The organism is Candidatus Marimicrobium litorale, from assembly GCF_026262645.1.
In the GTDB taxonomy this organism is placed as follows: Bacteria; Pseudomonadota; Gammaproteobacteria; order Pseudomonadales; family Halieaceae; genus Marimicrobium; species Marimicrobium litorale.
This window is the reverse complement of record NZ_SHNO01000001.1, coordinates 349,016-375,236: the sequence shown is the minus strand read 5'-3', so window position 1 is coordinate 375,236 and position 26,221 is coordinate 349,016. Positions and strand designations below refer to the sequence as shown.

Here is a 26,221-nt window from a genome sequence, read left to right as displayed (position 1 = left end):
CTCACAGGTTCACCCAGCTGTTCAGGGCACGCAGTCGAAACTGCGTCCCGCGATAAGTCAGGATGACAGAATCGGGAAGTATCTCATCCACTTTTAAACCTGCCAGAGGGCTGCCACCCAACTTCACTGCTTTCCCGTTCAGGGTTACCGAAGACACTCCCACATCACTGGAGTAATCGTGCTTCTGATAGTAAATAGTGGGAATCTCATCTTTCGCACGTTGTGACAAAGTGGTGAGAAAAGGCGCCGGATGCTCAATCAAGTTGGCGTTATTTATCTCACGCTGCGCCCTTTCAAGCACACTCTCGATATCGATAACCTCTTCCTCCGAGGCCTCCATGTTGCGCGAATCATTAGATGCTGGTGTAACTGAAACGGGCGTTTGCTCGGCAGGCGCCTGCAGCTTATCTTTGTCTCGGTAGAGTTGCGCAATGACGGGATCTGGCGTATCCACAGGCACGATTTCGCTTTTTACAGCAGTTTTCGGTTCCGCCGGTGTTGCTGCCGTCGATTGCAAGGGCGATACAGAACTGGTTTCGGGATTCACCGCAGATGTGGCAGTGGCCGCTTGCCTGGACTCAGCCCTCGCCTTTAACTCATTCGTCACCGAGTTCGCCGCACTGCCGATGTTCTGAGTCAGCGCTGCCACAGGCGCGCCAACCGCCTCACGCTCGTCCACAACGGAATCTCTCGTCAGGCGCACCACAAGCACAAGTATTACCACGAGTGCTACACCAAGACCCAACCAAGGCAGGTACTGTGGCAGCCTTTCAGATAAGGGCTCGACAGGATGATGCGTGCCAAGATTGGGTACCGGATCCACCTCGTCCCGTGAACGATTCAGGGCATCGAGTATTAGCGACATGCTGATAGTCTCCTGAGAGCGGCGCCGGGCTTCACCGGTAGACGCCCTCTATTGGCTTCACTTGCAGCAATTCCCTCGCCTCGGCAGCGGAGACATCCACTCCCAGTTCCGCATTCAAGCGCAACAACGTCTGAAGACCCACTACGCCATCATCAGCCAGTTCCTGCTCTCGCTGGAACAGGCGCACACGTTGCTGCAAAGCGAAGTTAAACCGATCGACCGCTAGCGGTTCGAGCTGTCCATCCAGACGTGCAAAAAGCGCTGCGACGCGCGTTACAACATCGCCCTCCTGCCCCAGCGAAAGTGACGATTGAAAGCCCTTTGGCACACGCCACAAAAATCGGTAACGCCCCGTCCAGTAGGTCGCTAGATCTGCCAGTTGCACCTCAATCACGCCATTGCGCGACAAAGCCCAGGCAGTCGTATCTGTAATACCCAATATCAGAACGCCGGCGGAAAACCTGTCCTGGGTAATTACATCCAGTAACAAGGGTTTGTCCAGTGCCTGCATCTCGTTCCAGGTCCATGCCTCGCCCTCATAACACGCCAAGCCAGCATGAACTCGCTCTGTACAAGGCGGTTGTAACGCCGGCTCAGTCGAGTAAATAGACCAGAGCTTATCGAATGCGTCCCCGGGGGGCCACATGATCTCCGCCATCTCAACAGGCTCAACGAGAGAAATCTGCGCCGGGTCGACTGACACGCTTTCCGCCAGCGCGGCGCTCCCTACATCAACGGCTGACGGCTCGGCCCCAGCTATCACTGCAGTAACATCTGGCCCTGTAGTTTGCACACTGGCAACGGGCGGCTGCGTTGGCGTATTCGCAGTGTAGCTCCCTAAAAACCAGCCCCCTGCCCAGATTAACAAACCCAACAGCACGATCGCGCCCACCCAACGCCAGGTAGGATTAAATGTGTAGGCTTCGCCAAGAACTTCTCGCGCGGCCAGCTGTAACATCGCATGATCAGCGCGAGGTTTGTTACGCCCATAGGCACCCAACAGCATACGGTCACAAAGCACGTTGATTACCCGCGGAATGCCGCGGGTCACCTTGTAAATTCCGCGCACCACGGAGCTGCCGAAGATAACGCGCTCTGGACTCATGCCTGCCACTTGCAGCCTGTGATTGATATAAGCGCCAGTCTCCTCAAGATTCAGAGGTTCAAGATTGTAACGGGCGGTAATGCGTTGATTGAGTTGGCGTAACTCCGGCCGAGCCAGAATCTGTGCCAGTTCGGGCTGGCCAATCAAAATTATCTGTAACAGTTTTTCGCTATTGGTTTCCAGATTGGTAAGTAGTCTGATCTGTTCGAGTACATCAAACTCCAGATGCTGGGCCTCGTCTATCAGCAAAACGGTTTTGCGATTTCGCGCGTGGTTGTCGAGCAAGAATTTATGTAAGTGGTCCGTCAGCGTTTTCAGCGTATGGTTGTTTTGATCGTAGTCGATATTGAGCTCATCACACACGCTGGCGAGCAATTCCATTGCATTTAAAGCTGGGTTTAGAATGATCGCCGTATCCGTGTCCTGGGGAATCTGTTCCAGCAAACAACGGTTAATCGTTGTCTTGCCAGTACCCACTTCTCCAGTCAGGAGGATAAATCCTCCTCCAGCTCCTACGCCATACAGCAGATGGGCCAGTGCGTCCCGGTGACGGGGGCTCATAAAGAGATAGCGCGGGTTAACCGCGATAGAAAACGGGGGCTCGTTCAACCCGAAATATTGATAATACATACAGTCGCCAGCCCCTAGCCTGTGCGTCTCAGACTACCCGCATTATGCCCAAGGGCCGTCATCAAAGCTACCTGTCGAGCTTTCAACAAACCCACGCCCGACTCAATGAGCATCAAGAAATTCTTCCTGTATTGCGCGAGCCTTAGCATGAATCTCCGCGTCATAACCTCGGACCCAGTCGTGGGTTGTATCAAAACCGTGTGCGGCATCCTCGAAAACACGCCAATCGACCGGTCGCCCCGCCCTCGCCATACTCCGGGCAACATCGACACAGGGCTGCGCAGGTGTTATTTGATCCTCTTCCGCCAATAACATTAATATTGGTAATTCCGCCTGCCAACCGCCCCGGAAGCGCGCCACCAGACCGCAGTAAGGATACCAGGCCACTACGCCGCGTACGCCGTCCAAAGAAGTATTTGGCGCATCCAACAAACCTCTGGGCAGCTCTCCGTTATAGAACACGCTTTCGAGCACGGTCCAACCGCCGTGGGAATATCCCGCCAGAAACAGGTGACCGGGGTCAAAACGCGCGTCGCGACGAACAAAGTCCAGGCCCACCAGCACGTCGACTGCGCGCTGATCACCGAACAGGATTTCTCCATCGCAGACCCTCTGCCAGTCGATATTGCGTCCCTTGAAGCTATCAATTACAACGGCGGCATACCCCCGGTTCGCGAATTCGTTAGCGCGTGTTAAAAGAGCCGGTTTGACGCCTCCGCAGCCGTGGAACATCAGCACCGCAGGGTGCGGTCCCTCACCCCTTGGCCACACAACCTGTATATGGGGCACAACCTGATCCCGTGCAGCAGCAAAGTTTAGCGGCGTAATATGCAACGCCTCATAAAAGCGGGTGTAGCCAACCCCCACAATCACAAGCACCACTGCAACAAACACCGTCAGAAACGGCTTGGCAAACCTCATAGACGCCTCGCACTTTCATTGAGTCTCAAATTACCGCAGCGCATCTGTATTAATCCGTTGCACAAGCATACAGTGCTCGGAAACATCTCTACCTGTCCTGCGCCAAACGATGCCAAAGCATATCAGCCGCGTTATCACAAATACGACGAACAGAGGCGGAATCAGTGTAAATACCATCGATCAAAAGGCGACTGATACCGTGCAGTGTTCCCCAGGCCACCTGCGCAAACGCTGGAACATCTATTGAGGCGTCAATCCCACCTCTGGCCTGCCAGGACTGTAGGCGCTCAATATTGCCTCGCAGGGTAGCCCGGGCAGACTTAGCCAACGATTTCGCAAGCACGTCGGAGCGCCAGGTCTTGGCTCCGTACATAAGATCGTAATACTCCCGGTTGTTGACCGCGAATTTGACATAGGCGCGAGCATAGTCGCGCATGATTTCTCGATCGCCTTGTGCACGAGACTTGCGCATCGCGAGTTTCATAGCCTGATTGAAGCGCACGAATCCCTCCTCTGCAACAGCGCAAAGAAGGCTCTGCTTATTTTTAAAGTGATGGTATGGCGCCGTCCGGGAAACCCCTACGGTGGCCGCTAGGCGCCTGAGGGACAAAGCCTCCTCACCCTCTTCCCTAACGATTCGAGCGGTTTCATCCAACAATACCGCCTTGAGGTCGCCATGATGGTAAGAGCTGCCGTATGAGGCACGTGTATTTGCCATGAGTGTTGTCACCTTGCCGTCACGCCTATCCAATTTATCTTGACACTGTAGGAGACGGTCGTTAATTTAGCACGCTTATCTTGACATCGTCTAGTTTAAGGGCAGCTCATGACAAACAAAATTCCGCGTGATAACAAAAACGATTACAGCAGTGCGATCATTTCGCAGCGACAGGGATTCCTTGAAGAAAAAACCGGCGCAACATTGTCCCACACCAAATCGTTTTCTTTTGATCCTGAGTCCATGGAGGGCAACTGCGAACACCTGTTCGGTGTCGCCCAGCTTCCTATCGGCGTAGCAGGTCCTTTATTGGTAAACGGCGAGCACGCGCAGGGAGAATTTTACGTCCCCATGGCGACCATCGAAGGCACATTGGTTGCAAGCTATAATCGAGGTATGCGAGTGATTCGCGAAAGTGGCGGTGTAACCACCACTGTAGTCGGTGAGGCCATGCAGCGAGCGCCGGTATTCCTTTTCCGCAATGCAAGGGACGCCCGGGATTTCGGCCACTGGCTCACCGCCAATTTTGCTGCTATCAAAGCTCAGGCAGAGGCAACAACGTCTGTAGGAAAGCTGCTGGAGATCGAACAATACTGCGTGCATAACATGGTCTACACTCGTTTCGATTACAGCACGGGTGATGCCGCGGGGCAAAACATGACGGGTAAGGCGACCTATGCCGCCTGCGAATGGATCCGCACGCAATGTCCCGCTCTGCGCAGTTATGGCCTTTCAGGTGGAATGGACACGGAAAAGAGAACCTCATTTGTTAACTCCCTCAAAGGCCGTGGCCGCAAAGTCACTGCAGAAATCACTATCCCTCGGCAGGTATTACAGGATGTGCTGCGGGTCAGTCCGGAACACATGCATATAAGCTACAACGTGAGTACGCTGGCGGCTTTTCTCACGGGCGCCTCCAACAACGCCGCTCATCCTGCCAACGGGCTCGCCGCTTTATTTATGGCAACCGGCCAGGACATGGCGAATATCGGCGAAGCCAACCAGTGCTCTGTTTATAACTACGTAACCAGCGACGGCGATCTCTACTACTCCATCACCCTCCCTGCCCTTATCATGGCCACCTACGGTGGCGGCACCAGCCTGTCAACGCAGCGGGAATGCCTGGAACTTATGGGTTGCTACGGCCAGGACAAGGCCTACAAGCTGCTGGAAATTGCCGCGGGCCTGACAGTTGCCGGAGAGTTATCCCTGGTTGCGGCAGCGCAGCGGGACAAGGAGACTGGCGCTAACGAGTGGGTAGACGCACACGAAAAACTTGGACGCAATCGCTGAGAAAAGCCCCGGCAATAATATTATTGCCAATCGCATCGTTGCACTGCGTCACGAGTCACGGGTTAAAGAGAAGACCTGTTTCACACATGGCTAAGCTGCAGGTACTGTGCACCCACTGCCGCAAGCACTCAGCCGAAACTGCTTTTGGGATTTGCGCGCTACTGAAAATATGCCCTGATCGTATCAGGACTCTCCAGGCTGATGAAATGATCTGTACCTTCAGTCCTTATTACCTCAACCGCCTCCGACTGGGCAGCACTTTCGAGCATCGCCTTGCGCCACAAAACGCCATCGCGCTCACCGACATACAGAGTCGCCCGCTTAAAACTATTGTAGTAGCTGTGATCCGTGCGCGCCTGCCAATCGATGATGTCTCGGATATTGACCACAGCGGTAGCGTACTGCCGCGGTGCATATGGTATTGAGGCGACGAGACGGTCCTTGGTCGCATTCGTCACCCACATCATCGGCGATTTCAGTACTCTCTGCGGAAAAAGCCGCAGCAGCGAAAAAACAAATGGGTAAAGATAAAAACCTAAAGGATTCAACCGTTTCTCATCACGGCCCGCCAATCGCCCCTTAGGCACCACGGCCGCTTCAAGGATCGCCTCCAACCGTGCAGCCATCGCGGGGTTTTGACGGCCGGCCTCCAGAATTACGGCCCCACCCCTCGAATGGCCGTGTAATACCACGCGCTCGGGGCCTGTCATACACTCCAGCACGCGATTAAGGCTCCATGCATCGTGGGCGATCGTGCCTACCAAGTGAGGGTTATCGCCGTACCAGACCGGTGTTTCCTCCGGCACAGCAGCGAAGGGATTCTGATAGTTTGCATTGCCGATAAGCACCAAGCGCGCTGGCGTGTTGTAGTGCACCTCTAAAAAATATCGCATGTCCTCGAGAAAGCCGGGGAAACAAATGAGTGTGGTATTACTGACCACTTCTGTAGGCAGGTGTGAGCGATCCGGCAACGCGACAAGGTTCTCGCCCAACTGCAACAGTCTCCCCTCGAACGTTTCAGCAGGCTGCGGCACCCATGTCTTACCCGCCAACCACTTACGAAAGACAATGAGGCCAGCGAACAGACCGAGAAACAGCAAAAACCACTTCATCATTTTTCTCCAGACAGCGGGATACATGGATGGTCCGGGGCGCCACCGCTGCGGACACTGCGCCGAATACCTGTCCTATTATAACGAGTACTGCGGTGATAGGTGGTGATAGTACCTTTATAGCCCGCATGCACAGAGGCCCACCAAACCATGGCGCTTACGGTACTTGTTATGCCGCTTGGCAGATCCGCGATACACGCGAAGACCTGGTTCTCTCAAAATACCCGCCGCCACTCCATCATTATTGCGCCGACGGGCAGCGCGCAACCGCACTAATCGTCCGGCCGCTGAACGGGCTGTTGCAGCATCAGCTTATAAATTATTATCGTGGAAAAATACGGTCGGCGGAATGATGGCTGAACCGATGCCATCCTACACGGTGTGCGACGCCGTCGATAAAAACGGCAAAACAGCCAACGAGCAAATCAGTTAGCCGCAGTCAATGATTTGCCCCGGTAAATAGCTCGGCGTTCTGAGTTGAAATCTGTACCCGTCTTGCGCGCATCCACCTGACTTCGCCACGCCTTGTCTCGCGTGCGAGGCTGACTCGCCTGCCGCACCCCGCCGGGATTAATCGCGTTAACCTTGATCTCTTGCTGAGATGCCGCCCCCTTGCAGGCCTTATCGGTGAAACTGGTAGCGCCAGTCTGTGGGTCCACGCACATATACATGTCAGCACGGACCGCCAGAGGCAGCGTCGCCAGCACCAAAATAACCATTAATTGTTTCATTTTACGAATTCCATTCTATATAGCTATATCTGGAACTATACTCCTCCTCCCGCCGTGCGTACGAGGAAGCACGTCGCATTTCTAGAAAAAATATTTTCGATGTTTTTCAGTGTGTTAACGCCATAAGGCGCGGCCCTGACCGGGTCAGTCGGTTGAGGTGTGCAGATCGCACCAGCAGGGCTTGTTTGGTGTTCAGGCGGTCGTCGCGACGCCGTTTATAGCCACTTAATTATTTCGATTTGCCACTGACAGTGGCGATCAGTTCCAATGCTTCATCGCACCAGGCAAGGAACTGCTGGCCCTGGCCCAGGCCCCGAATCAACGCCAGATACACCCCTTTGCTGCGCGTGGGCAGCAGTTGTGGCTCGTTGTAATGCTTTACGCGTAACTTTTCGAAGGTGTAGAGACGCTGCATCATATCCTGCCGTCGCGCATCAATCTCGGCTGCCAGGTGAGATGCATTCTCTTCACTCAAGTTGTATAGCTTGATCACCAATTCGTCCTTCGCGTTCTGGTTTTTAGTGGTGTCATAAACCCACTCCGCCAGTGCGTCTCTGCCGGCCTTGGTTAGACCGTATACAATCTTGTTAGGTTTGCCACTCTGGCTCACCTCCCGGTTATTCAGAAACGATTTTTCCGCTAGTTTGTGCAGTTCCTGATATATTTGCTGGTGAGATGCGTGCCAGAAGAAACCCATGGAAGCCTCGAAATCGCGCGACAACTCGTAGCCGGAAAGATCGTCATCAATCAGGGCGGTCATGATTGCATGCGCGAGCGCCATACTCTTCCTTCCTCACTACGACGGTCAGACATGGCAGCCGTCGGTAGTCTATTTTTTTGATTTTTTTAAACAGTAACACGTTCACTGCACACCCGGTACCGGGGCTTTAATAAAGTGCGTGGCGGCATCGCCATACCAGATGACATCAGCGCTGCGCGCCACCAGCCGAATACGCGCCGCCGCGCCCGGCCTGCCATCCAGTGCCAGCCTCCACTCCCGACTGCTTGTACCTCGCCGATCCATCGACCGCGGCGCCGACTGCTCGTTCTCACCCACAGCCAGCAAAATGTCACTCAGCGGGTGCGAGGCTCTAGCGAGCAGAAAGTGCCCGTCTAACCCCGAGACATATGTCAGCGCTATCGTAAAATCGACGTTTTCCAGCAAACACTGACCACTTGCATAGCGACAATTACTTTTTTCCAGCAGTGGGTAAACACCCCCCTTTTGCGCCGGACCCGGTTCTTGACTGTAAAGCAGACCACTGGCCCACCAGCCCGCCACGGCCAAAAGAGGCGCAACCATTAGTGCGATTACAAGGTGTCGGCTACCCATCAGGCTAATGGACGCTGTCCGCTCCAAAACAAGTTCTTTGAATTCGGAACCACATGTTCAATCAGCTATCTCGCATAGACGCGATGCTGGAGCCGGCAGGCAGACGAATATTTTCTATCATCTCCTGCACCTCACGCGGCGGTGCCGCAGAAAATCGCGATACGAGGAAACTCACCGAAAAATTTACCAATGCTCCCACAACACCAAAGGCATTAGGCTCAATGCCGAAAAACCAATTGGCAGGGCTATTGCCCAAGAAGTCAGTGCCTGGAATAAACATAATACCCTTGTGCTGAAATACGTAAAAAAGCGTGACTCCGATCCCACTTATCATGCCTGCAATCGCTCCTTCCCTGGTTACCCTACGAGAGAAAATACCCATCATCAGGGCGGGAAAAATTGACGAGGCCGCCAAACCAAACGCAAGCGCAACAGTGCCAGCGGCAAAACCGGGCGGATGCAGGCCAAGGTAGCCCGCGCCCAGCACCGCTGCAGCCATTGCAAGTCTACTGGCCAGCAATTCCTGTCTTTCAGTAATACGAGGCAGAAAAATGCCCTTTAGAAGATCATGAGAAATAGCCGACGAGATCGCTAGCAGCAGGCCCGCGGCCGTCGAAAGGGCCGCGGCCAGGCCGCCAGCGGCCACCAATGCGATCACCCAATTAGGCAAACGCGCGATTTCGGGGTTCGCCAGCACCATGATATCCCTGTCTACAACAGTCATCTCGTTTAGTGCTGGATCTGCGTGGTAGCGTATATACCCATCCCCGTTGCTATCTTCAAACGCCAACAGACCGGTCGTTTCCCAATTTCGGAACCATTGCGGTCGTTCATCAATCGACAAGTACTTACCGGGCGCTGCTTCCAGAGTCTGCGCAAAGTTAAGACGAGCCATGCCTGCAACCGCTGGCGCGGTAGTGTAAAGAATCGCTATAAAAACCAGTGCCCAACCCGCAGAATAACGCGCCGCCTGCACGGAAGGCACAGTAAAGAAACGAATGATCACATGAGGTAGACCGGCTGTACCAATCATCAGCGACAGTGTAAAAGCGAACATATTCAGACCGCTGAGCCTGACATCCGTGGTGTACTCCCGAAAGCCCAGCTCCGTCACGACCTGATCCAGTTTATCGAGCAGAAATACGTCTGAGCCTACAAGAGTACTACCCAATCCTAACTGCGGTATAGGATTGCTCGTCAGTTGCAGACTGATAAAAATTGCAGGAATGGTATACGCCAGTATTAACACACAGTACTGAGCGATCTGCGTGTAAGTGATTCCCTTCATGCCCCCGAGCACCGCATAAAAAAGCACGATCAACATACCGACTTGCAAACCCGTGTCGTAGTCCACCTCAAGAAAGCGCGAAAACGCAACGCCCACGCCCTTCATCTGTCCAATCACATAAGTTACAGAACAGATTATTAAACAGACTACCGCTACCGCACGGGCAGCCTGAGAGTAGTAGCGGTCGCCAATAAACTCAGGCACCGTGAACTTACCGTACTTGCGCAAATACGGCGCCACCAGCATGGCGAGGATAACGTAACCGCCTGTCCAACCCATCAGAAAGACACTGCCACCGTAGCCCATAAAAGCGATCATTCCGGCCATGGAGATGAACGAGGCTGCGGACATCCAATCTGCAGCTGTCGCCATACCATTGGCAATCGGATGCACATGGGCACCAGCGACATAGAATTCTCGGGTTGAGCCCGCACGCGCCCAGACAGCTATGCCCAGATAAAGTGCAAACGTGAGTCCAACCACCAAGTAACTGAGCTGTTGTAGATCCATCTGCAGCGCCTAGTTCTGATCCGGGTCAAACTCTCGGTCCAGCGCAGCCATTTTTCTGGCGTAATAAAAAACCAGTGCGATGAACACGTATATAGAGCCCTGTTGCGCAAACCAGAAGCCAAGCTTAAAGCCGCCAACCTGGAACTGATTCAAAGTATCAACCAGCAAGATTCCGCAGCCATAGCTCACTATGAACCAAACAATCAGCAGTTTAATGACCAGCGTGATATTGCGACGCCAATATGCGCTTGCCTGTTCCTTCGTTAATTGGGGCAATTGATTACTCCCTGTATTGCTAGTGTTTTTTTATTTTTCTCATGAATGATAACAATCACTGGGGCGACCCTGCACTGATTCATGAACAGCCCGAATCAGAACAGATACCACTAGTTCCTGGAGCGACTGACCCGCAGCGCCTCCCGCGCATCAATCCATTCAACACATTCAGGTAGATCATAGAAATAGCCCATAACCGGCGTAACACCGCCGCGCACAGTCACATTGCCGTAGGTCTTGTAATACCGCCTGCAATGGTCTGGCTGGCGCAGCTTTTGTTCGATACAAGCTTGAGTGCGCTGGTCCCGTATAGGCGTAAGGGCAATCTCTCTGGCCGCTTCACACTTTTCACCCAGTTCTGCGACTTCCTTGTCGCCCAGCGCCTTAACTGTCGGCGCTACTATAAGCAAGGCAAACAGCAGTTGAAGGGGGAAACGACGGTCATAACCTTTATCTGAAAGCAACATAACTTTTTCCGCAGACCGCAAAATGATGAAATAATCTAGCACAATTCGCTCGACAACTCCCTATCAGCTAGACTGGCCGAAGAACCGGAAAAATAATCCGGACATTTTACGGAAAAAAAGACGCATGGCAGCATCGCAAGCTGAGACGAATACCCATACAACAACCGCCGTAGTATCCAATGTGCGATTACAACACGCGACTAAAACGGCGCTTAGCCTGGCCCTCGCCTATCTGATACCCATGGCGCTGGGCTGGCCGCAACCCCAGACTGCAGCCACAACTGTGATGCTGATTGCCGCGACAGGGATGATCTCCGAATCTTTGCAGAAAGGCGTCCTTCGGGTAGTCGGCACAGTGGCCGGAGCCATTATCGGGCTTTCTCTAATCGCATTACTTCCACAGGACAGAATGCTCTACCTACTCGCCGTATCCTGCATCGTCGCGCTCATCATTTATCTGTATAACGCATTTCAGGGAGACAGCACTGCCTTCATGCTAACCGCCGTAGTCACGTTGATGGTGTTTAACGGTGGCGACGCAGAGGGTGCCTTTATTTACGGTATTGATCGCGCCTTCATGACCGCTTTTGGAGTTATTGTCTACACCGTGGTAGCCAGCATGCTATGGCCCATTCGACTAGCAGACAATACACGCAGCATGGCAGGCAGTCTCGGAACGCGGTATCGCGAGGGTTTTGAAAGACTCGTACACAACGAGGAGCATCAGGAACAATCGCGGGACGATTTCCTGGCCGAGCTGCTAACTGAGGGCAACGCGTTCGACACGCATTTCTCATCTGTTAAGAACCACGCGGACGGTGTCGTCAACTACCTTCCAGAGTGGCGCTGCGTGGCAGCCGGATATCGGGAAATAGAATGCCTACTGCTACCTGCCCTGAAACAGATCTCCAACCGGAAAGTTGAGTACGCTAATTTTATACATGACTACGAGGCGATGCTCACCCGGCTTGAAGCCCAGTTCGAGATGATGGAGATGGCGTGGCGCGGTGAACAACGGCCTTCTGACGGTGAGACACTCTCCATTTCCCTAAATACTCATGCACTGCGCGAGGCTGGACATCTTGATGCCGCTGCGGTCATCAGCCAGATAGAACTACTGCAACAATTATCACACATGCTGTCGGATATTCTTCGTGCATTGGATAGTCTATTTTACGATGGCCCACGCTTCGATCGAAAGACAGACCAGAATCGAGTGCCGGCCGTCGTCTGGTTGGACCAAGAAAATCTTAAAACGGCACTGAGAGCATTTTTTACTTTTTGGATAGCAAGCGCAATCTGGATAACCGTTAATCCACCCGGTGGCTTTATGTTCGTCACACTCTGTACGGTGCTAATCCCATTAGCATCCTTCACCCCCGTTACACCGAAGCTATTATTCATACTTTTCTCTCTGGGTTTTCTGTTTGCAGTTCCTTCCTACGTATTCCTCCTGCCCCTCATGACACACTGGCTGGCGCTTGGAATATTTGTGTTCGCATACGCTTTTTTAGGATTTTTCGTATTTCAGGGTCCGGTTTCCATTTTTTTTCTGCTTGGATTGTTCACACTGGGAATACAAAACACCATGTATTACAACTTTGATGTACTCCTCCTTAAAGTTTTCATGTTCTATCTTGTGTGTGCGGTGCTGATCCTGTCTGTCAATGTGCCATTTAGCAGCAAACCTGAAACGCTTTACCGCAGCTTACGCTATCGCTTCTTTCAGTACTGCGCAAAGAGTCTCAGGCTCGTCGACGGCACTGCCAAATTCAGTGATAGCGTGGTCATAGCGTGTTTGGGTAACGGCGCGCCTCTTTTGGAGAAGATGCAGATATGGGCAGCCCGTATAAATTCTACCTCCCTCGAGCATGAAGACCGCCAATCACTTCTCAGTCTTAACAATGCTTGCGAGATTTTGCTAGGCCAGTTGCAAATAGTCGCGCATCGCCGCAACGAATTTATGCAAAACCGATTGATCAAAGCGGTCAAGCGAGAGACTGAAGAAAACATTCTGGCCAAAATGTGTCACTGTCTCGCACACTTTGACAAAAAAGAGGAATTAAAGCCGCTGCGCAATCGCGTAGCAAATATCGAATCAGAGCTGGATCACAGACTGGAAGATGATTATCTCGAGCGTTACAGGCCGGAAGAGATCGCCCTATTTTATATTTATCTCAACCTGCAGGTCTCTATCGCGAGCAGTATCGAAGCCTGCAGGCAGGCGCAGCAGTCGGTAGACTGGAACAGACTGGGAGAGAACCGATTCTAAGTATTCAGGAAAAAATCGGGCAGCGGCTCATGGTTTTTAATTGCGGCGGCGCGATAGCTCTGGCTTGCGTGCTCGCGGCCTGCACAACTATCGGGCCGGACTATAGCAAGCCGAAGCCTGTAGAACTCCCAACCAGTTGGAATAACACAAAATCCGCACAGGAAACTCACGCCGTGGGCAAGTGGTGGGAGCTATTCAGTGACCCTGCGCTGAACAAGCTGATCGATCGCGGCGCACGACAAAATTTGACTATTGAATCAGCGGGGCTTCGCATTGTGCAGGCGCGGGCTGCTCTCGGTATAAGCGATGCCTTGATTTTTCCACAGCAACAGCAGGTAGAGGCCAACTTCAGCGCTTTATACCGTAATGAAGACTGGTTCAATTCAGCCAATGCTGGGCTGGATGTGGGCTGGGAGATGGATATTTGGGGCAAGTACGCCCGCGGCATAGAGTCTAGTGAAGCCAAGCTCTATGCATCCATCGCCTCCTATCACGATGTACTGGTAAGTATCACCGCAGAAATAGCTCGCAATTACATCAACTACAGGACGGCGCAAGAAAGAATTTATCTTTCCCGGCAGAATATCGCTATCCAGCAGCGTGTCGTAGATATGACTCAAGTCCAGTTTGACGCGGGTAATGTTTCGGAGCTCGATGTACAGCAAGCGAAAGCGCAATTATTCGCTACCCAGTCCTCACTTCCAGGACTAAATATCCAGCGCTTACAGGCTCGTAACGCGATCGCGGTTCTTCTCGGAACAATACCGCAAAAAATAGAAAGCACTCTCTCTGCGCCGCAGAGGTATAGCGTTAATCCGCTTGAAGAACGCACTAGTGAATCCAAAGAAATGCAGGTGTCAGCACGAAGCTATGGAGAGTATTCGGTTATTCCTCGCGCTCCGGCCCTCTCCCGAGACATTGATGCGAAACTGGTGCTTCGCCGCCCCGACCTGCAGGTGGCGCAAATGTTATCTCAAGCCCAAAGTGCACGTATCGGACTAACAGAAGCCGACTTGTATCCACAGTTTTTTCTGTTTGGCTCGGTCGGAGTAAGCCAAACCGTAAATTCTGGTCGCAGTTTTGACCTCAGCGATGCTATCACAGCAAATATTGGCCCCGGTCTCAGCTGGAATATATTCCAGTACGGCCGAATAAAAAATGCTGTGCGTATTGAAGATGCACTGTTTCAAGAAAGCCTGGCTAACTACAATCAGACTGTGCTGGAGGCTGTTCGCGAGGTGAGTAACGCGCTGGATAGCTATGATAATTATGTAGAGAAAAGCTTGTATGATTTGAGCGCAGTAGAATCCTCAATACGGGCCTTTAGTATCTCATTCAATCAATACAATAACGGCCTGGTAAGCTACCAGCGCTTACTCAGCACGGTTGAAACCATGACGTTGCGCGAAGATGTCTACGCACAAACTCGCGGCAACATTGCAAATCAGGTAATTGCTTTGTACAAGGCTCTCGGCGGAGGCTGGCAACCTTTCAAAGACCAACCTGTTGTAAAGCCAGGTATCGCAGAGCAGATGAAACAGCGAACGGATTGGGGAAGCTATCTCCAGGAGAACACCGTCATCGGGGAGGACAGGCATGAATCAACTGCCCCATGAACTTGCTGTAGGAGATGTTTACCTTTCGCCTCTGGTTCCCGTATTTAGTATCGCGCTGCTAGGAGCTTGGGGCACAACCGCACTACTTAACAGGCTTAGACTTAGTCGCTACATCGTATTCCCCTCTACAACATTCATTGCGTTGATGGTTTTGTATATAGTGCTGATAGATATCTTCTGGATTCAGATTTAGGAGCGACGAGAAATGGGACTAGCTAAAAAGCTTGGTCTAGGAGTATTAAATCTTGCGGTTATCGCTGTAATTGCCTGGTTTGCCTGGCAGACGTTTGAGGAATACGTGAACAACCCGTGGACCAGAGACGGGCAGGTACGCGGACAAGTCATACAGGTCGCACCCCGTGTTTCGGGCATGGTCACCCATATCCCGATTATTGATAACCAGTTTGTAAATCAGGGCGAGCTGCTGTTTGAACTGGATAAGGAACCCTTTGAGATCGCGGTTGCTCAAGCCAATGCCAACCTCAAGAGGTCACGCATCAGTTCTCGCGCTTCAAAAATCGAATACGACCGATTACAAGACATTTTTAACAAGGACCCCGGCGCCGTATCACAGAAAGACCTAAATCGCCGAGAAGCGAATTATCTTGAATCATTGAGTAAGATTGATGTCGCCAAAGAGGATCTGCGTGGAGCGAAACTTAACCTGAGCTATACCGAAATCCGCGCATCATTAGATGGATATGTCTCCAATGTCGATTTTCAGATCGGCACACAGACCATTGCTAATACTCCCATTTTGGCTCTGGTAGACGTTAACAGCTTTTGGGTGTTTGGCTATTTCCGCGAAAGCCAGATCGATAAATTCAAGATCGGTGACCTCGCACGCGTCACGCTAATGGCTTATCCTGATTCGCCTTTACAAGGCCACGTCGAATCATTGGGCTGGGGAATCGCACCCTCCGATGGAAACGCCGGTGTAAAACTTTTACCCAGCATCAAACCGGTTTTTCAGTGGATACGTCTGGCCCAACGCATACCCGTTCGTATAAAGTTAGACCCCGTGCCGGAGGCAGTGCATTTACGTTATGGACTTACAGCCTCGGTGATGATCATGTCGGACGGAACTTGAGCCACACTAGAAGGAGGCTAGATCATGCAAAAAATCGATTCACATAATAATTTCCTGTTTTTCACCGCAAGTCTTGTTTTCCTTCTATTGGTTTCAGGATTCGTCGGCAGTACCCCGGATGGTGAAGACCATCTCTTGCTGCAGGCAGTGATCCTGGCTACCGAACTCGTCGCTTATCTGAGCCTCAGTCTGTCGAGTCGGTGGCGCAAGTTCGTTATGGTCATGGTGATATTCAATTTAACCACCGCCCTATTCCGAGAAAATGCCGTATTTCAGTTTAGCTCACGTGTAAGCCTTGCTGCGAGTATGACCTTCTACATTGGCATGGCGTATATAGGCTGCAGACAAGTGTTCTCTTCTGGAAAAACCGAACTCAACACAATAGTCGGGACGATCGCCATTTATCTCATGCTGGGAATCATCTGGAGCCTGTTGTACCTCGCGGTGATGGAAATTTGGCCAAACGGTTTGGACGGTATCGAATACCGGGACTGGCATGACAATTTATCGTCGATGCTGTATTTCAGCTTCGTCACAATGACGACCCTTGGCTACGGTGATATTACGCCGACAGTTCCGATTTTCAGGACCCTGGCCTACTTACAAGCCGTCGCCGGATCTTTCTACATGGCGGTCGTGGTTGCCAGCCTAGTAGGTTCTTTCATCAGCAAATCAAAATAGACACCACCCCAATTACAAGGACGCCCACAATGGACGACAACAATAATAATACCAGCTTCGACCCACAGTTCGTGCGTAACATGATCGAGTCAGCCCTGCGGCTGTCTTTGTTATTTGCACTGTTAATAGTAGCCTATGACATTATCAAACCCTTCACGACACCCCTGATCTGGGGCGCGATAATCGCAATAGCTGCGTTTCCACTTGTAAAATGGCTTGAAGCTAAAATCGGCGGTCGCCGGGGCCTTGCCGCAACACTGGTCACGCTTTTTTTCATCCTGGCACTTGCCATTCCCTCCTGGAGCGTAATGGAAGCTACCGTTGGCGGACTAAAGAGAGCGAGTACGGCGCTAGATGCTGGAGAAATCAAAGTGCCTCCTCCCGCTGAAAAGGTACAGGATTGGCCTCTGGTCGGTGAGCGACTACACCATGCCTGGAGTGCAGCGAGTAACGACCTGGAAGCGTTTGCACAAGCCAACGCGGAGCAACTGCGAGAACTGGCCGGCAAATTGTTGACGCGCATCGGTGGGAGCCTGATAGGTGTGCTGATGTTTCTCGTTTCTCTGGTGATCGCCGGTGGATTTATGACCTATGCGGAACCCTGTGGCGCGGCGGCACACCGCTTTTTTGTCAGGGTGGGCGGCTTGCGACCGGGGGGCGAATGGGCGTCCCTGACCGTGGCGACAGTTCGCAGTGTTTTACAGGGCGTCATCGGCGTCGCCATCATCCAAACCATCCTGATCGCGATCGGCCTGTTCGTGATGGGTGTGCCGGGGGCATCTCTATGGACAGCATTGATCCTCGTGCTGGCGATAGCGCAATTGCCTCCATTAATCGTACTCGCGCCGATTATGATTTATGTCTTTTCTACTGCGGATACAACAAGCGCCATAATCTTTACTGTTTATCAACTTGTCGCGGGTGCCAGTGACAGCGCCCTCAAGCCAATGCTGATGGGGCGAGGCCTGGACATTCCTATGCCTGTCATACTGGTCGGCGCAATCGGAGGGATGATTATGTCTGGTATCGTAGGCTTGTTTTCCGGCGCTGTTATCCTTTCTATTTTCTACAAACTTCTGATCTTGTGGCTGGAGCAACGGGCCGGAGAGGATATTGACTGACTGGACTCTGCCATGAATTCATTTATTAAACCAATAAAACGTTTCAAACGGCAGGCACGCAACGCGGGAGTTATTCCATCATGATGTTGGACAATGTAAGTTTTTTCTTCAACCGGGCGGCAGACCACCTCGGGCTTGACGAAAAACTTCGCACAATACTTCTAACGCCGAATCGCGTAGTACGGGTTGAAATTGTCACCGAAAGTGACAGTGGCGATCTGATGCACCATCTCGGCTTTCGTGTGCAGCACAGTTCAGCCAGGGGGCCCATGAAGGGGGGGCTTCGCTATCATCCGAGCATGGATGAAGAACATGCTGCCAGTCTCGCTAGCCTTATGACCTGGAAGACCGCAGTGGTAGACATTCCTTACGGTGGAGCCAAAGGCGGAATCAACTGCGATCCAAGTAAACTGAGTGAAACTGAGCTCTACCGAATCACTACCACCTTTGTTGAACTCATTAAGGAAGTCATCGGCCCCACTATTGATATCCCTGCACCGGACGTGAACACCAACGCTACCGTTATGGGCTGGATAATGGACGAGTACAGCAAATTCTACGGCTTCAGTCCCGGCGTCGTCACCGGAAAGCCGGTGGACCTTTTCGGCTCCCTGGGCCGTGAGGAAGCTACCGGCCGTGGGGTAATGTATGCCTTGGAAGAATGCCTGAAAGACCAGAATAGAAAGCTGGAGGACGTCAGCGTAGCAATACAGGGGTTCGGCAACGTGGGCAGTAATGCTGCTCGCCTTATCGCGCAGCGCGGCGGCAAGATCGTTGCCATTTCAGATATTCAAGGTGGCATAGCCAATAACGACGGTCTTGATGTTCCCGCACTGATTGACTGGGTGAACAGCAACGGCAGCGTACAGAACTTCCCTGGAGCACATGCAATCGACGGCAACGAGATAATTGTCTACAAGGCGGATGTACTCATCCCGGCCGCACTGGAGGAAGCTATCACCACGGAAAACGCTGGCCGGGTGCAGGCAACAATCGTGATCGAAGCAGCCAACGGCCCGGTTACCTGCAAGGCGCACGATATGCTCGTTCAACAAGGGGTAACGGTTGTGCCCGACATCTTGGCCAATGCCGGCGGCGTTACCGCTAGCTATTTCGAGTGGTCACAGAACATCCAGCAATTCCGCTGGGATGAATCACGCGTCGTAGAAGAACTTGAGAAAGTCATGCGGCGAGCCTATCGCAACGTAGCCGATTTGGCGCTGCGCGACGATATAGACCTGCGCACCGCCGCCTTTGTGCTGGCGATAAAGCGGGTCGCACGCACCACGACCCTGAGGCGCGCGGTGAGTCACCTATTGCCCGCAAGCTTGCTGGAATAGACAAAAATACCTGGCAAAACGAAAAGATCATTCGTTTCGGCTATACTAGTGAAACAGTCGTTCTCTCGAGGACGAGAATCTTATCGAAGGGAGCACACCAATGAAATTCCGCCGCGCTGTTCTGGGAAGCCTAGTCCTCATATCCTTCCCTGTGTTTGCCCAAATTGCTGACTCTGCACTTCCCGGCAACCCCGAAGATGCTCCTGAGACGTCCTCAGCTCCGCTGTCAGAACCTCCTGCAGCCTCAGAGTCAACCTATACTCAAGTGAGTGACAACTCTGGGGACGACGCTGGCGAGATGAGCCGCACAGAACGCAGGCGACAAGTCATTCGCCAGGTGTTAGAAGATTCGAAAGCACAACCTGACTACACGCCAGCACCGCCGCCGCCGACTAATCGATACGACGAGATAAAGCGCTAGCGCAACCGCGTCAGGCAGGCCAGATCAAAGCTCAGGAATAAGCTTTGAAAATTTCTCGATCATCGGAATAACGATTTCTGGCCTGTCCCAGTTCTCCATTCCAACTCCAATGTTACAGCGGTCTATTCCGATATCCCGATAGGACTTGAGCAGGTCAGCCGTCACCGGCGCCATCACGACCAGAGTGATCTCCACGGATGCGGGGTCGCGCCCATTGTCAGCTACCAGCTGCCGAAAATTCTTCACGTCATTCTCAATATCAGGCAACGCCACGTCCACGGGCATCCAGCCATCCGCCCATTGGGCAGCATGCTTGAGACCCAGCGGCCCCATGGCGCCGAATATCACGGCTGGCCCACCTGGGCGGATTGCCTTGGGCTCAAACCAAACGGGATCGAAATCGATCAACTCTCCGTGAAACTCAGGCTCCGGATCAGTGAGCAGCTTGCGCTGAGCAAGCACGGTTTCTTTCATTCCAAGGTAACGCCTATCGAAAGGTAGCTCGGTGGCATTTTCAAATTCTTCACGATTCCAACCCACTCCACAGCCGATTAGCAGACGACCGTTGGACAAGCGATCAAGAGTCGCAATGGTCTTGGTCTGGGACATCAACTCCCGCTCCATCAGCAGGGCGATACCGGTACCGAGTTTCAACCGACTGGTGGCTTGCGCTGCCGCCATGAGCGAGACATAAGGGTCCATCATCTTTTTGTAAGGTTCTGGCAATTCTCCACCTGGCGGATAGGGAGTCAGGCGCGAAACAGGTATATGGCTATGCTCCCCATACCACAGTGATTCAAACCCCGCTTCTTCCAGCGTCTGAGCCAGATGATGGGGGGCGGGATCATCCGCCGTATTCATGGAGCTGAATCCAAGATGCATACTCATTACCTCACGCGGTCGTATCAAACAGAGTCATTGTAGTGCTTACAGTAGCGTTGAAATCCGTCGCGCTCCAGCGCTGTAACTACAAGCGCCTCTGCGGTTCAGATTGATATACATCTGGCCGAGAACCTCAGCCAGAGCGACGCATTCGCGCCGCCACAGCCAATTCCTGCAACAGGTGGGCGGTGTCCTCCCAGCCCATGCAGGCGTCGGTAATGCTTTGCCCGTAATTTAAAGGCTGTCCCGCCACCACGTTTTGGCGCCCTTCTTCCAAATTACTTTCCAGCATAAGGCCGACAATGCTGTGGTTACCACGGCTTATTTGAGTTGCAATATCACGCGTGACATCGACCTGCCGCGCGGGCAGTTTACGACTATTGGCATGACTTGCATCAATCATGATTCGCGCGGGCAGGCCAGCGGAGCTGAGCATGCGCTCTGCATCTTCGACAGAAAACATATCGTAATTGGGCTGCTTGCCGCCCCTCAAAATGATATGACAATCCTCATTGCCCGCCGTCTGAAAGATTGCTGAGCGCCCCTGCTTTGTTACAGACAAAAAATGGTGCGGTTGCGAGGCGGAATTGATCGCATCAACAGCCACCTGCATATCACCGTCTGTGGCATTTTTAAAGCCAACCGGGCATGACAGACCGGACGTCAGTTCACGATGGGTCTGGCTCTCAGTGGTACGGGCGCCGATTGCACCCCACGACACGAGATCCGCATAGTACTGGGGACTAATCAAATCCAGGTATTCTGTTCCAGCAGGCAAGCCCATCTCTGCGAGGTCCAGCAAAAGCTGCCTCGCCAGATGCAGGCCCTTGTTGATATTGAAACTGTTATCGAGATCCGGATCGTTAATCAAGCCCTTCCAGCCTACCGTAGTGCGAGGCTTCTCAAAGTACACGCGCATGACAACGAACAGATCTTCGCTCAACTCCGCCGCCGTCTTCTGCAAACGACCGGCATAATCCAGTGCGCCCGCAGGATCGTGTATTGAACACGGCCCCACAATGACAAGCAGGCGATCATCCTCCCGGTTAAGTATGTTGTGTATCGCACTCCTGGCGTTGGCAACCGTTTGACTGGCTGCGTCCGTAAGCCCGATGTCGCCAATAAGACTTTCCGGGGAGATCAGTTCATCGATCTGACGGATTCGTACGTCGTCTATTTTTGCGGTCATGCACCGCTCCATACGCGTGTTTGAAGGACCAAATAATATAGCACAATGCACTACCCAACGACGGACTGCGGGCTTCCGCGCCACCAGTCATCGAGCATCTCACCCACAACATTGGATTGCACCAGGTGGGCGCCATACCAGGTGTGGAAACACCGTATACGACTGAAATCGGCGATCCCGCCAATGCCCCTCTTCTCAAGGGTCTCTTCAAATCCCAATTCGCACAGTCGCGCCTTCACCGTCGGGGACATAAATCCGCGCCGCAAGGCGATGTAGATCTGATGATCCTCACGCATGCGCGCCTGTAGCGTTGCATCAGCATCAAACCGTTGCTGGAATGTCTTGATCATGCCGGCCGCCTCCAGTTGGTCGATGCGATAGCACAAGACGGGATCCACCAGCCAGTAGAGCGTGGGGAAGGGCTTGTCATCTACAAGAGAGGCGACACGAATCACCACAGGGTCGCCATTGCCCGCCGCAACGGGGATTTCCTCCAGGCCTCTAGGCTGCCTGCCGAGCAGGCTGGCGACACGCTGGATCTTTTCCGCTTCAACACCCAAATGATTACATCCTGCCGCAAGTGTAAGCGTCCTATTCTACGTGAGCGACAATCGATTCACACACCGATCTGTCCCCGCTCGAGCCTCAAGGTTGACAGGATGCTCCCGAAACTCTAGTCTTGCGCTCGTTACTAGGTGCCTACCGCATTGTCGCTAGACAACGCTGGGTGGGTTAAATGGGAAGTGTGAATGGCGTATTCTGTTCACCGCTGCCCCCGCAACGGTATACAGTCACTGACTGTTAGTCCGACACCTGCCTGGAACATTGCAACGATGGAGCGGAGGGCTTCATGCACGGTTGCTCAATGCTTGCATTGCGTTCCCCGATTCCCTCTCTCAATCGCCACATAATGATTTATACAAGGCTATTGGGAATACTTGATGAAAAACCTTACACATGCCGTGCTACTGACGGTCGCCAGCGGCAGTCTTCTTTCTGCACATGCAAGCAACAAACTAGAAGAAATGGTCGTTACATCGTCACGCATAGAAATGCCGCTGCGCGAAGTCGCAACCTCAATTTCTGTTGTCACAAGAGAAGATATCCAGATCCGCGGGTTCAGCACAGTCGCAGAAACCCTGCGCTATGAGCCATCGATTGCGGTTGACAGCTCCGGTGGCGTAGGCAAAGCCACTAACGTCAGGATTCGAGGAGAACAGGGCTTCCGCACCAAGGCCTACATCGACGGTATCGATATAGCAGATCCGTCGGCGATTGGCGGCGGGCCAAATTTCTCCAACCTGCTCTCGGGCGCAATAGACCGCGTCGAAATTTTACGGGGCCCTGAGGGCCTTGCCTATGGCGCGGATGCGGGCGGCGTCATCAATATGTCGACAGCAGCGCCTCAATCCGGTTTCACCGGAAGCCTTGAAGCGGAGGGTGGCCGCTATGGTACCCAACAATATCTAGGGCATGTCGCAGGCGGCAACGAAACGGTCGACGGCGTCATTTCCGCAGAACGGTTTAAAACCGATGGATTTAATGCATTGGATACCAATGACAGAGACGACGACGGCTACGAAAATACCACCTTCCACGGCCGTGCCGGGTGGAATGTCACGGACAAGCTAAGAGCAGACGTCGTCGGACGCACTGTTGAAGGAGAAAACGACTACGACGACTGCTTCGTTCCTCCAAACTTCGATCCTTCTGATAATTGCAACACTGACTATAGCCAGGATGCCTGGCGCGTCGCACTCACTCATCAAGGGGAGGCTTTCGGCAACACACTCTCCTACAACAGCAACAAGACCGACCGCAAATTCAAAGACGATGGCATTCTTTCTTTTCGGGCCGAAGGCACTGTGGAAGTGCTGGGCTATCTTGGCAACTGGAGCCACTCAGACCCCTTAACGCTGGTGTATGGCGCGGAACTACAAAAGGACTCTATCGATGTGTTCAGCTTCGGTAACGAGCAATCTGACAGCGATCGCGATCAGCAAGGTTACTTTGTTGAATATCAGGGCGGATTTGCAGACAGCCTCTATGTATCGGCCGGCGCCCGCTATACTGACAACGATGACTTTGGCTCCAAGACCACCTACCGCACAGGAATCACCTACCTCGTAGAAGCAGGCGAAGGGGAACTCAAGTTGAAAGGCACATATGGCACCGGATTTCGTGCGCCCACGCTGGATGAGATTGCCTTTAACGCTGGCTCGCAGGCAATCGTACCGGCCAACCAGACGCTGGAAGCGGAAGAGAGCACCGGCTACGACCTGGGCGTGGCTTATTACGCGACGGCGGGGTGGTACGTCGATCTGGTGTATTTTGATCAGGAGATCAATGATGAAATTTACTTCGATTTCTCCTCTTTTGATATCCCTCCCCCGGCAGACGGCGGCTCCTATGGTTACCTGCAAGGGAACGGGGACACGTCCTCAGACGGCGTTGAGTTCATCACCGAAGTGCCCGTGGGTGAGATGATTACAGTCACCGGTAACTATACCTACACCAATACCAAGGATTTCGATGGTGCGCAGCGCGCAAAAGCACCCGAAGGCCTGGCAAATCTGGGGCTGCGAGTGACTCCCTGGGAAGGACGACTCATCGCCAACATTAATTACCGCATGGTGCGGGACCGCATTAACCGATTTGGCGAAGACATGAAAGACTACGAAATCCTCGATATCAGCGTCACATACAACCTGACCGATGCCCTGAGTATTCAGGGCCGGGTGGAAAACGCGCTGGACGAAGACTATGAGGAAGTTTCCGGGTACAACACGCCGGGAGCTGCAGGATACGCCGGCATTCGCTATAGTTTCTAGACTTGCAGCAACAGGAGAAATCCCATGACCACTGATGGACAGGACAAGGATCGCAAAGAAGCAAAACACAAAGCGGCCATGGAGAAAAAAAAAGCCAAGGTGGACGCTTCAATTGAAGCGGCTGACACCGAACGCGGCGTTGCGGTTCTCCTGACGGGCAATGGCAAGGGAAAGTCCAGCTCCGCTTTTGGTATGGTCATGCGCGCACTGGGCTACGGCCAGAAAGTCGGCGTCGTGCAGTTTATCAAGGGCGAGCAGCTTTCCGGTGAAGAACTTTATCTACGGGATCACTGTCCGCAGGTGCATTTTTACCAGATGGGTACCGGGTTCACCTGGAATACCCAGGACATGAGTTCGGATATTAAAGCAGCGCAAGACACATGGGACGTCGCCAAACCCATGCTGGCGGACGCTAGCTATGATCTCGTCGTACTGGATGAGCTGACGTACATGATAGGTTATAAGTACCTGAACGATGCGGAGGTATTGCAGGTTCTCGCCAATCGGCCAGAGAGCCAGAGCGTCGTTGTAACGGGTCGCGGTGGTGGCTCCGAGCTACAGGAGATAATGGACACCGTTTCCGAAGTTAAAGACGTAAAACACGCCTACAAGGCAGGCATCAAGGCACGCAAGGGTGTAGATTACTAGGCAGGCACTGGGCGCAATAGACCGCCCACCCTCGTGCGCGACCGATACACTGAAACGGCGCGCATGCCTGATGCTCCGATGCCGATGCAGACGGAGGGCAACGCCTACTCTTTTTCTTTTGGGTTTTTGCCCATCACCCGCGCCGGCCAATCCCGCTGCATAGCCATAGCGCTGTTAAGCGGATGTGCTTCCGCCCGCTCCCCCCACCGCTCGTGAAATACCAGTTCCTCTGCTGACAGGCGATGTCCCCAGCCCCTGTCTTCCAGCTCCGGCTTATCGCGAAAATACTCTACGTAACCGAGGCAAAGATAGGCAATGGGAACAACTTGTTCAGGCAAATTGAGGATATGCCTCAGATTTTGAGAAGAAATAATAGAGACCCACCCCACACCGACTCCCTCTGCACGTGCGGCCAGCCAAAGGTTCTGCACAGCGCACACCGTACTATAAATGTCCATCTCGGACTGATGGGTTCGCCCGAGCACTGCATCACCACCACGCCCCCGATCACAGGTGACGCACAGGTTTACCGGTGCATCAAGAATGCCCTGCAATTTTAACTGCCTGTAGTGGTCTCGACGCTTTCCCTCGAACTGCTCCGCCGCTTCTTCGTTTGCCTCGCAGAACGCCCGGTATATCCGTTCCCGGGTATCTCGCCCCTCGATCACAATGAAATTCCAGGGCTGAGAAAGCCCTACTGATGGCGCATGATGTGCAGAAATAATGATACGCGCCAGCACATCCTCAGGTACGGGTGTCCCGATGAACTCGCTGCGCACATCGCGCCGCCCAAACAGTGTCTCATAGAAGCCTTGATCGCCGGAGCGAGAATTTTGCATCAGTACTCTTCACTATAGACAGACAGATTATGGCGGAAGCCA

Annotated in this window: 26 protein-coding genes and 1 riboswitch; of the genes, 11 read left to right on the top strand and 15 right to left on the bottom strand. The window is 53.0% G+C overall.

The window, feature by feature from the left end:
- Position 1 precedes the first annotated feature (1 nt).
- The 4 genes from EYC82_RS01740 to EYC82_RS01725 all read right to left on the bottom strand — a co-directional run bounded on the left by EYC82_RS01740 (position 2) and on the right by EYC82_RS01725 (position 4,239).
- Positions 2–865: a general secretion pathway protein GspB gene (locus EYC82_RS01740; RefSeq protein WP_279247831.1), complete on the bottom strand. Its 864-nt coding sequence runs from the start codon at positions 863–865 to the stop codon at positions 2–4.
- Between the two features lie 31 nt (positions 866–896).
- Complete coding sequence (locus EYC82_RS01735) at positions 897–2,600, bottom strand: ExeA family protein (protein WP_279247830.1); 1,704 nt, start codon at positions 2,598–2,600, stop codon at positions 897–899.
- Between the two features lie 102 nt (positions 2,601–2,702).
- Positions 2,703–3,521, bottom strand: coding sequence for a dienelactone hydrolase family protein (locus tag EYC82_RS01730; protein ID WP_279247829.1), 819 nt, complete (start codon positions 3,519–3,521; stop codon positions 2,703–2,705).
- An 88-nt stretch (positions 3,522–3,609) separates the two neighbouring features.
- Entirely contained in the window at positions 3,610–4,239 is a 630-nt protein-coding gene (locus EYC82_RS01725) for a TetR/AcrR family transcriptional regulator (protein WP_279247828.1), read from the bottom strand.
- 108 nt (positions 4,240–4,347) lie between these two features.
- Between EYC82_RS01725 and EYC82_RS01720 the strand changes: the two genes are divergently transcribed.
- Positions 4,348–5,532, top strand: coding sequence for a hydroxymethylglutaryl-CoA reductase (locus tag EYC82_RS01720; RefSeq protein WP_279247827.1), 1,185 nt, complete (start codon positions 4,348–4,350; stop codon positions 5,530–5,532).
- A 158-nt stretch (positions 5,533–5,690) separates the two neighbouring features.
- On the opposite strand, the gene EYC82_RS01715 is transcribed toward EYC82_RS01720, so the two are convergent.
- The 7 genes from EYC82_RS01715 to EYC82_RS01685 all read right to left on the bottom strand — a co-directional run bounded on the left by EYC82_RS01715 (position 5,691) and on the right by EYC82_RS01685 (position 11,249).
- Positions 5,691–6,647, bottom strand: a complete 957-nt coding sequence (locus EYC82_RS01715) for an alpha/beta hydrolase (protein WP_279247826.1) — start codon at positions 6,645–6,647, stop codon at positions 5,691–5,693.
- 422 nt (positions 6,648–7,069) lie between these two features.
- Complete coding sequence (locus tag EYC82_RS01710; protein ID WP_279247825.1) at positions 7,070–7,375, bottom strand: DUF4124 domain-containing protein; 306 nt, start codon at positions 7,373–7,375, stop codon at positions 7,070–7,072.
- 229 nt (positions 7,376–7,604) lie between these two features.
- A complete protein-coding gene (locus EYC82_RS01705) occupies positions 7,605–8,156 on the bottom strand; it encodes a PadR family transcriptional regulator (RefSeq protein ID WP_279247824.1) in 552 nt (183 codons plus the stop codon).
- Positions 8,157–8,237: 81 nt separating this feature from the next.
- Complete coding sequence (locus EYC82_RS01700) at positions 8,238–8,735, bottom strand: hypothetical protein (protein WP_279247823.1); 498 nt, start codon at positions 8,733–8,735, stop codon at positions 8,238–8,240.
- Between the two features lie 34 nt (positions 8,736–8,769).
- Positions 8,770–10,506, bottom strand: coding sequence for a sodium:solute symporter family protein (locus tag EYC82_RS01695; protein WP_279247822.1), 1,737 nt, complete (start codon positions 10,504–10,506; stop codon positions 8,770–8,772).
- A gap of 9 nt (positions 10,507–10,515) precedes the next feature.
- The gene (locus EYC82_RS01690; protein WP_279247821.1) at positions 10,516–10,782 is read right to left on the bottom strand and encodes a DUF4212 domain-containing protein; all 267 of its coding nucleotides are present in this window, start codon (positions 10,780–10,782) and stop codon (positions 10,516–10,518) included.
- A 110-nt stretch (positions 10,783–10,892) separates the two neighbouring features.
- The gene (locus EYC82_RS01685; protein WP_279247820.1) at positions 10,893–11,249 is read right to left on the bottom strand and encodes a hypothetical protein; all 357 of its coding nucleotides are present in this window, start codon (positions 11,247–11,249) and stop codon (positions 10,893–10,895) included.
- 124 nt (positions 11,250–11,373) lie between these two features.
- Between EYC82_RS01685 and EYC82_RS01680 the strand changes: the two genes are divergently transcribed.
- From EYC82_RS01680 to EYC82_RS01650, 8 genes are all read left to right on the top strand, one after another.
- Positions 11,374–13,521, top strand: a complete 2,148-nt coding sequence (locus EYC82_RS01680) for an FUSC family protein (RefSeq protein ID WP_279247819.1) — start codon at positions 11,374–11,376, stop codon at positions 13,519–13,521.
- Between the two features lie 173 nt (positions 13,522–13,694).
- The gene (locus EYC82_RS01675; protein ID WP_279247818.1) at positions 13,695–15,137 is read left to right on the top strand and encodes a TolC family protein; all 1,443 of its coding nucleotides are present in this window, start codon (positions 13,695–13,697) and stop codon (positions 15,135–15,137) included.
- Positions 15,118–15,330: a DUF1656 domain-containing protein gene (locus EYC82_RS18125; protein ID WP_423243893.1), complete on the top strand. Its 213-nt coding sequence runs from the start codon at positions 15,118–15,120 to the stop codon at positions 15,328–15,330. The genes EYC82_RS01675 and EYC82_RS18125 overlap by 20 nt, the downstream gene beginning before the upstream one ends.
- 12 nt (positions 15,331–15,342) lie before the next feature.
- Positions 15,343–16,227, top strand: a complete 885-nt coding sequence (locus EYC82_RS01670; protein WP_279247817.1) for an HlyD family secretion protein — start codon at positions 15,343–15,345, stop codon at positions 16,225–16,227.
- A 24-nt stretch (positions 16,228–16,251) separates the two neighbouring features.
- On the top strand, positions 16,252–16,908 hold the full coding sequence (locus EYC82_RS01665; RefSeq protein ID WP_279247816.1) for a potassium channel family protein: 657 nt from the start codon (positions 16,252–16,254) through the stop codon (positions 16,906–16,908).
- Between the two features lie 29 nt (positions 16,909–16,937).
- Positions 16,938–18,029 carry an AI-2E family transporter gene (locus tag EYC82_RS01660; protein ID WP_279247815.1) on the top strand — a complete coding sequence of 364 codons (1,092 nt, stop codon included), beginning with the start codon at positions 16,938–16,940 and terminating at the stop codon, positions 18,027–18,029.
- Positions 18,030–18,109: 80 nt separating this feature from the next.
- On the top strand, positions 18,110–19,369 hold the full coding sequence (locus EYC82_RS01655; RefSeq protein WP_279247814.1) for a Glu/Leu/Phe/Val family dehydrogenase: 1,260 nt from the start codon (positions 18,110–18,112) through the stop codon (positions 19,367–19,369).
- Positions 19,370–19,469: 100 nt separating this feature from the next.
- Positions 19,470–19,790 carry a hypothetical protein gene (locus EYC82_RS01650; RefSeq protein ID WP_279247813.1) on the top strand — a complete coding sequence of 107 codons (321 nt, stop codon included), beginning with the start codon at positions 19,470–19,472 and terminating at the stop codon, positions 19,788–19,790.
- A 24-nt stretch (positions 19,791–19,814) separates the two neighbouring features.
- Here EYC82_RS01650 and EYC82_RS01645 read toward each other — a convergent pair whose 3' ends face one another.
- The 3 genes from EYC82_RS01645 to EYC82_RS01635 all read right to left on the bottom strand — a co-directional run bounded on the left by EYC82_RS01645 (position 19,815) and on the right by EYC82_RS01635 (position 22,421).
- Positions 19,815–20,672, bottom strand: a complete 858-nt coding sequence (locus EYC82_RS01645) for a TIGR03619 family F420-dependent LLM class oxidoreductase (RefSeq protein WP_279247812.1) — start codon at positions 20,670–20,672, stop codon at positions 19,815–19,817.
- 133 nt (positions 20,673–20,805) lie between these two features.
- Positions 20,806–21,861 (bottom strand): 3-deoxy-7-phosphoheptulonate synthase, encoded by a 1,056-nt coding sequence (locus EYC82_RS01640; protein ID WP_279247811.1) that lies wholly within the window; start codon positions 21,859–21,861, stop codon positions 20,806–20,808.
- A 50-nt stretch (positions 21,862–21,911) separates the two neighbouring features.
- A complete protein-coding gene (locus EYC82_RS01635; protein WP_279247810.1) occupies positions 21,912–22,421 on the bottom strand; it encodes a DUF501 domain-containing protein in 510 nt (169 codons plus the stop codon).
- A gap of 116 nt (positions 22,422–22,537) precedes the next feature.
- Positions 22,538–22,696: riboswitch (cobalamin riboswitch) on the top strand.
- A 106-nt stretch (positions 22,697–22,802) separates the two neighbouring features.
- Between EYC82_RS01635 and EYC82_RS01630 the strand changes: the two genes are divergently transcribed.
- The gene (locus EYC82_RS01630) at positions 22,803–24,692 is read left to right on the top strand and encodes a TonB-dependent receptor plug domain-containing protein (protein WP_279247809.1); all 1,890 of its coding nucleotides are present in this window, start codon (positions 22,803–22,805) and stop codon (positions 24,690–24,692) included.
- Between the two features lie 24 nt (positions 24,693–24,716).
- Positions 24,717–25,340 carry a cob(I)yrinic acid a,c-diamide adenosyltransferase gene (cobO, locus tag EYC82_RS01625; RefSeq protein WP_279247808.1) on the top strand — a complete coding sequence of 208 codons (624 nt, stop codon included), beginning with the start codon at positions 24,717–24,719 and terminating at the stop codon, positions 25,338–25,340.
- 104 nt (positions 25,341–25,444) lie between these two features.
- Here cobO and bluB read toward each other — a convergent pair whose 3' ends face one another.
- Complete coding sequence (gene bluB, locus EYC82_RS01620; RefSeq protein WP_279247807.1) at positions 25,445–26,179, bottom strand: 5,6-dimethylbenzimidazole synthase; 735 nt, start codon at positions 26,177–26,179, stop codon at positions 25,445–25,447.
- Between the last annotated feature and the right edge of the window lie 42 nt (positions 26,180–26,221).

Coding starts and splice junctions, on each gene's coding strand:
- EYC82_RS01685 (WP_279247820.1), bottom strand. CDS start 11,249: ATGTTGCTTTCAGATAAAGGTTATGACCGTCGTTTCCCCCTTCAACTG.
- EYC82_RS01630 (WP_279247809.1), top strand. CDS start 22,803: ATGAAAAACCTTACACATGCCGTGCTACTGACGGTCGCCAGCGGCAGT.
- EYC82_RS01730 (WP_279247829.1), bottom strand. CDS start 3,521: ATGAGGTTTGCCAAGCCGTTTCTGACGGTGTTTGTTGCAGTGGTGCTT.
- bluB (WP_279247807.1), bottom strand. CDS start 26,179: ATGCAAAATTCTCGCTCCGGCGATCAAGGCTTCTATGAGACACTGTTT.
- cobO (WP_279247808.1), top strand. CDS start 24,717: ATGACCACTGATGGACAGGACAAGGATCGCAAAGAAGCAAAACACAAA.
- EYC82_RS01715 (WP_279247826.1), bottom strand. CDS start 6,647: ATGATGAAGTGGTTTTTGCTGTTTCTCGGTCTGTTCGCTGGCCTCATT.
- EYC82_RS01710 (WP_279247825.1), bottom strand. CDS start 7,375: ATGAAACAATTAATGGTTATTTTGGTGCTGGCGACGCTGCCTCTGGCG.
- EYC82_RS01650 (WP_279247813.1), top strand. CDS start 19,470: ATGAAATTCCGCCGCGCTGTTCTGGGAAGCCTAGTCCTCATATCCTTC.
- EYC82_RS01680 (WP_279247819.1), top strand. CDS start 11,374: ATGGCAGCATCGCAAGCTGAGACGAATACCCATACAACAACCGCCGTA.
- EYC82_RS01695 (WP_279247822.1), bottom strand. CDS start 10,506: ATGGATCTACAACAGCTCAGTTACTTGGTGGTTGGACTCACGTTTGCA.
- EYC82_RS01665 (WP_279247816.1), top strand. CDS start 16,252: ATGCAAAAAATCGATTCACATAATAATTTCCTGTTTTTCACCGCAAGT.
- EYC82_RS01720 (WP_279247827.1), top strand. CDS start 4,348: ATGACAAACAAAATTCCGCGTGATAACAAAAACGATTACAGCAGTGCG.
- EYC82_RS01660 (WP_279247815.1), top strand. CDS start 16,938: ATGGACGACAACAATAATAATACCAGCTTCGACCCACAGTTCGTGCGT.
- EYC82_RS01670 (WP_279247817.1), top strand. CDS start 15,343: ATGGGACTAGCTAAAAAGCTTGGTCTAGGAGTATTAAATCTTGCGGTT.
- EYC82_RS01645 (WP_279247812.1), bottom strand. CDS start 20,672: ATGCATCTTGGATTCAGCTCCATGAATACGGCGGATGATCCCGCCCCC.
- EYC82_RS01725 (WP_279247828.1), bottom strand. CDS start 4,239: ATGGCAAATACACGTGCCTCATACGGCAGCTCTTACCATCATGGCGAC.
- EYC82_RS01640 (WP_279247811.1), bottom strand. CDS start 21,861: ATGACCGCAAAAATAGACGACGTACGAATCCGTCAGATCGATGAACTG.
- EYC82_RS01735 (WP_279247830.1), bottom strand. CDS start 2,600: ATGTATTATCAATATTTCGGGTTGAACGAGCCCCCGTTTTCTATCGCG.
- EYC82_RS01740 (WP_279247831.1), bottom strand. CDS start 865: ATGTCGCTAATACTCGATGCCCTGAATCGTTCACGGGACGAGGTGGAT.
- EYC82_RS01705 (WP_279247824.1), bottom strand. CDS start 8,156: ATGGCGCTCGCGCATGCAATCATGACCGCCCTGATTGATGACGATCTT.
- EYC82_RS01655 (WP_279247814.1), top strand. CDS start 18,110: ATGATGTTGGACAATGTAAGTTTTTTCTTCAACCGGGCGGCAGACCAC.
- EYC82_RS18125 (WP_423243893.1), top strand. CDS start 15,118: ATGAATCAACTGCCCCATGAACTTGCTGTAGGAGATGTTTACCTTTCG.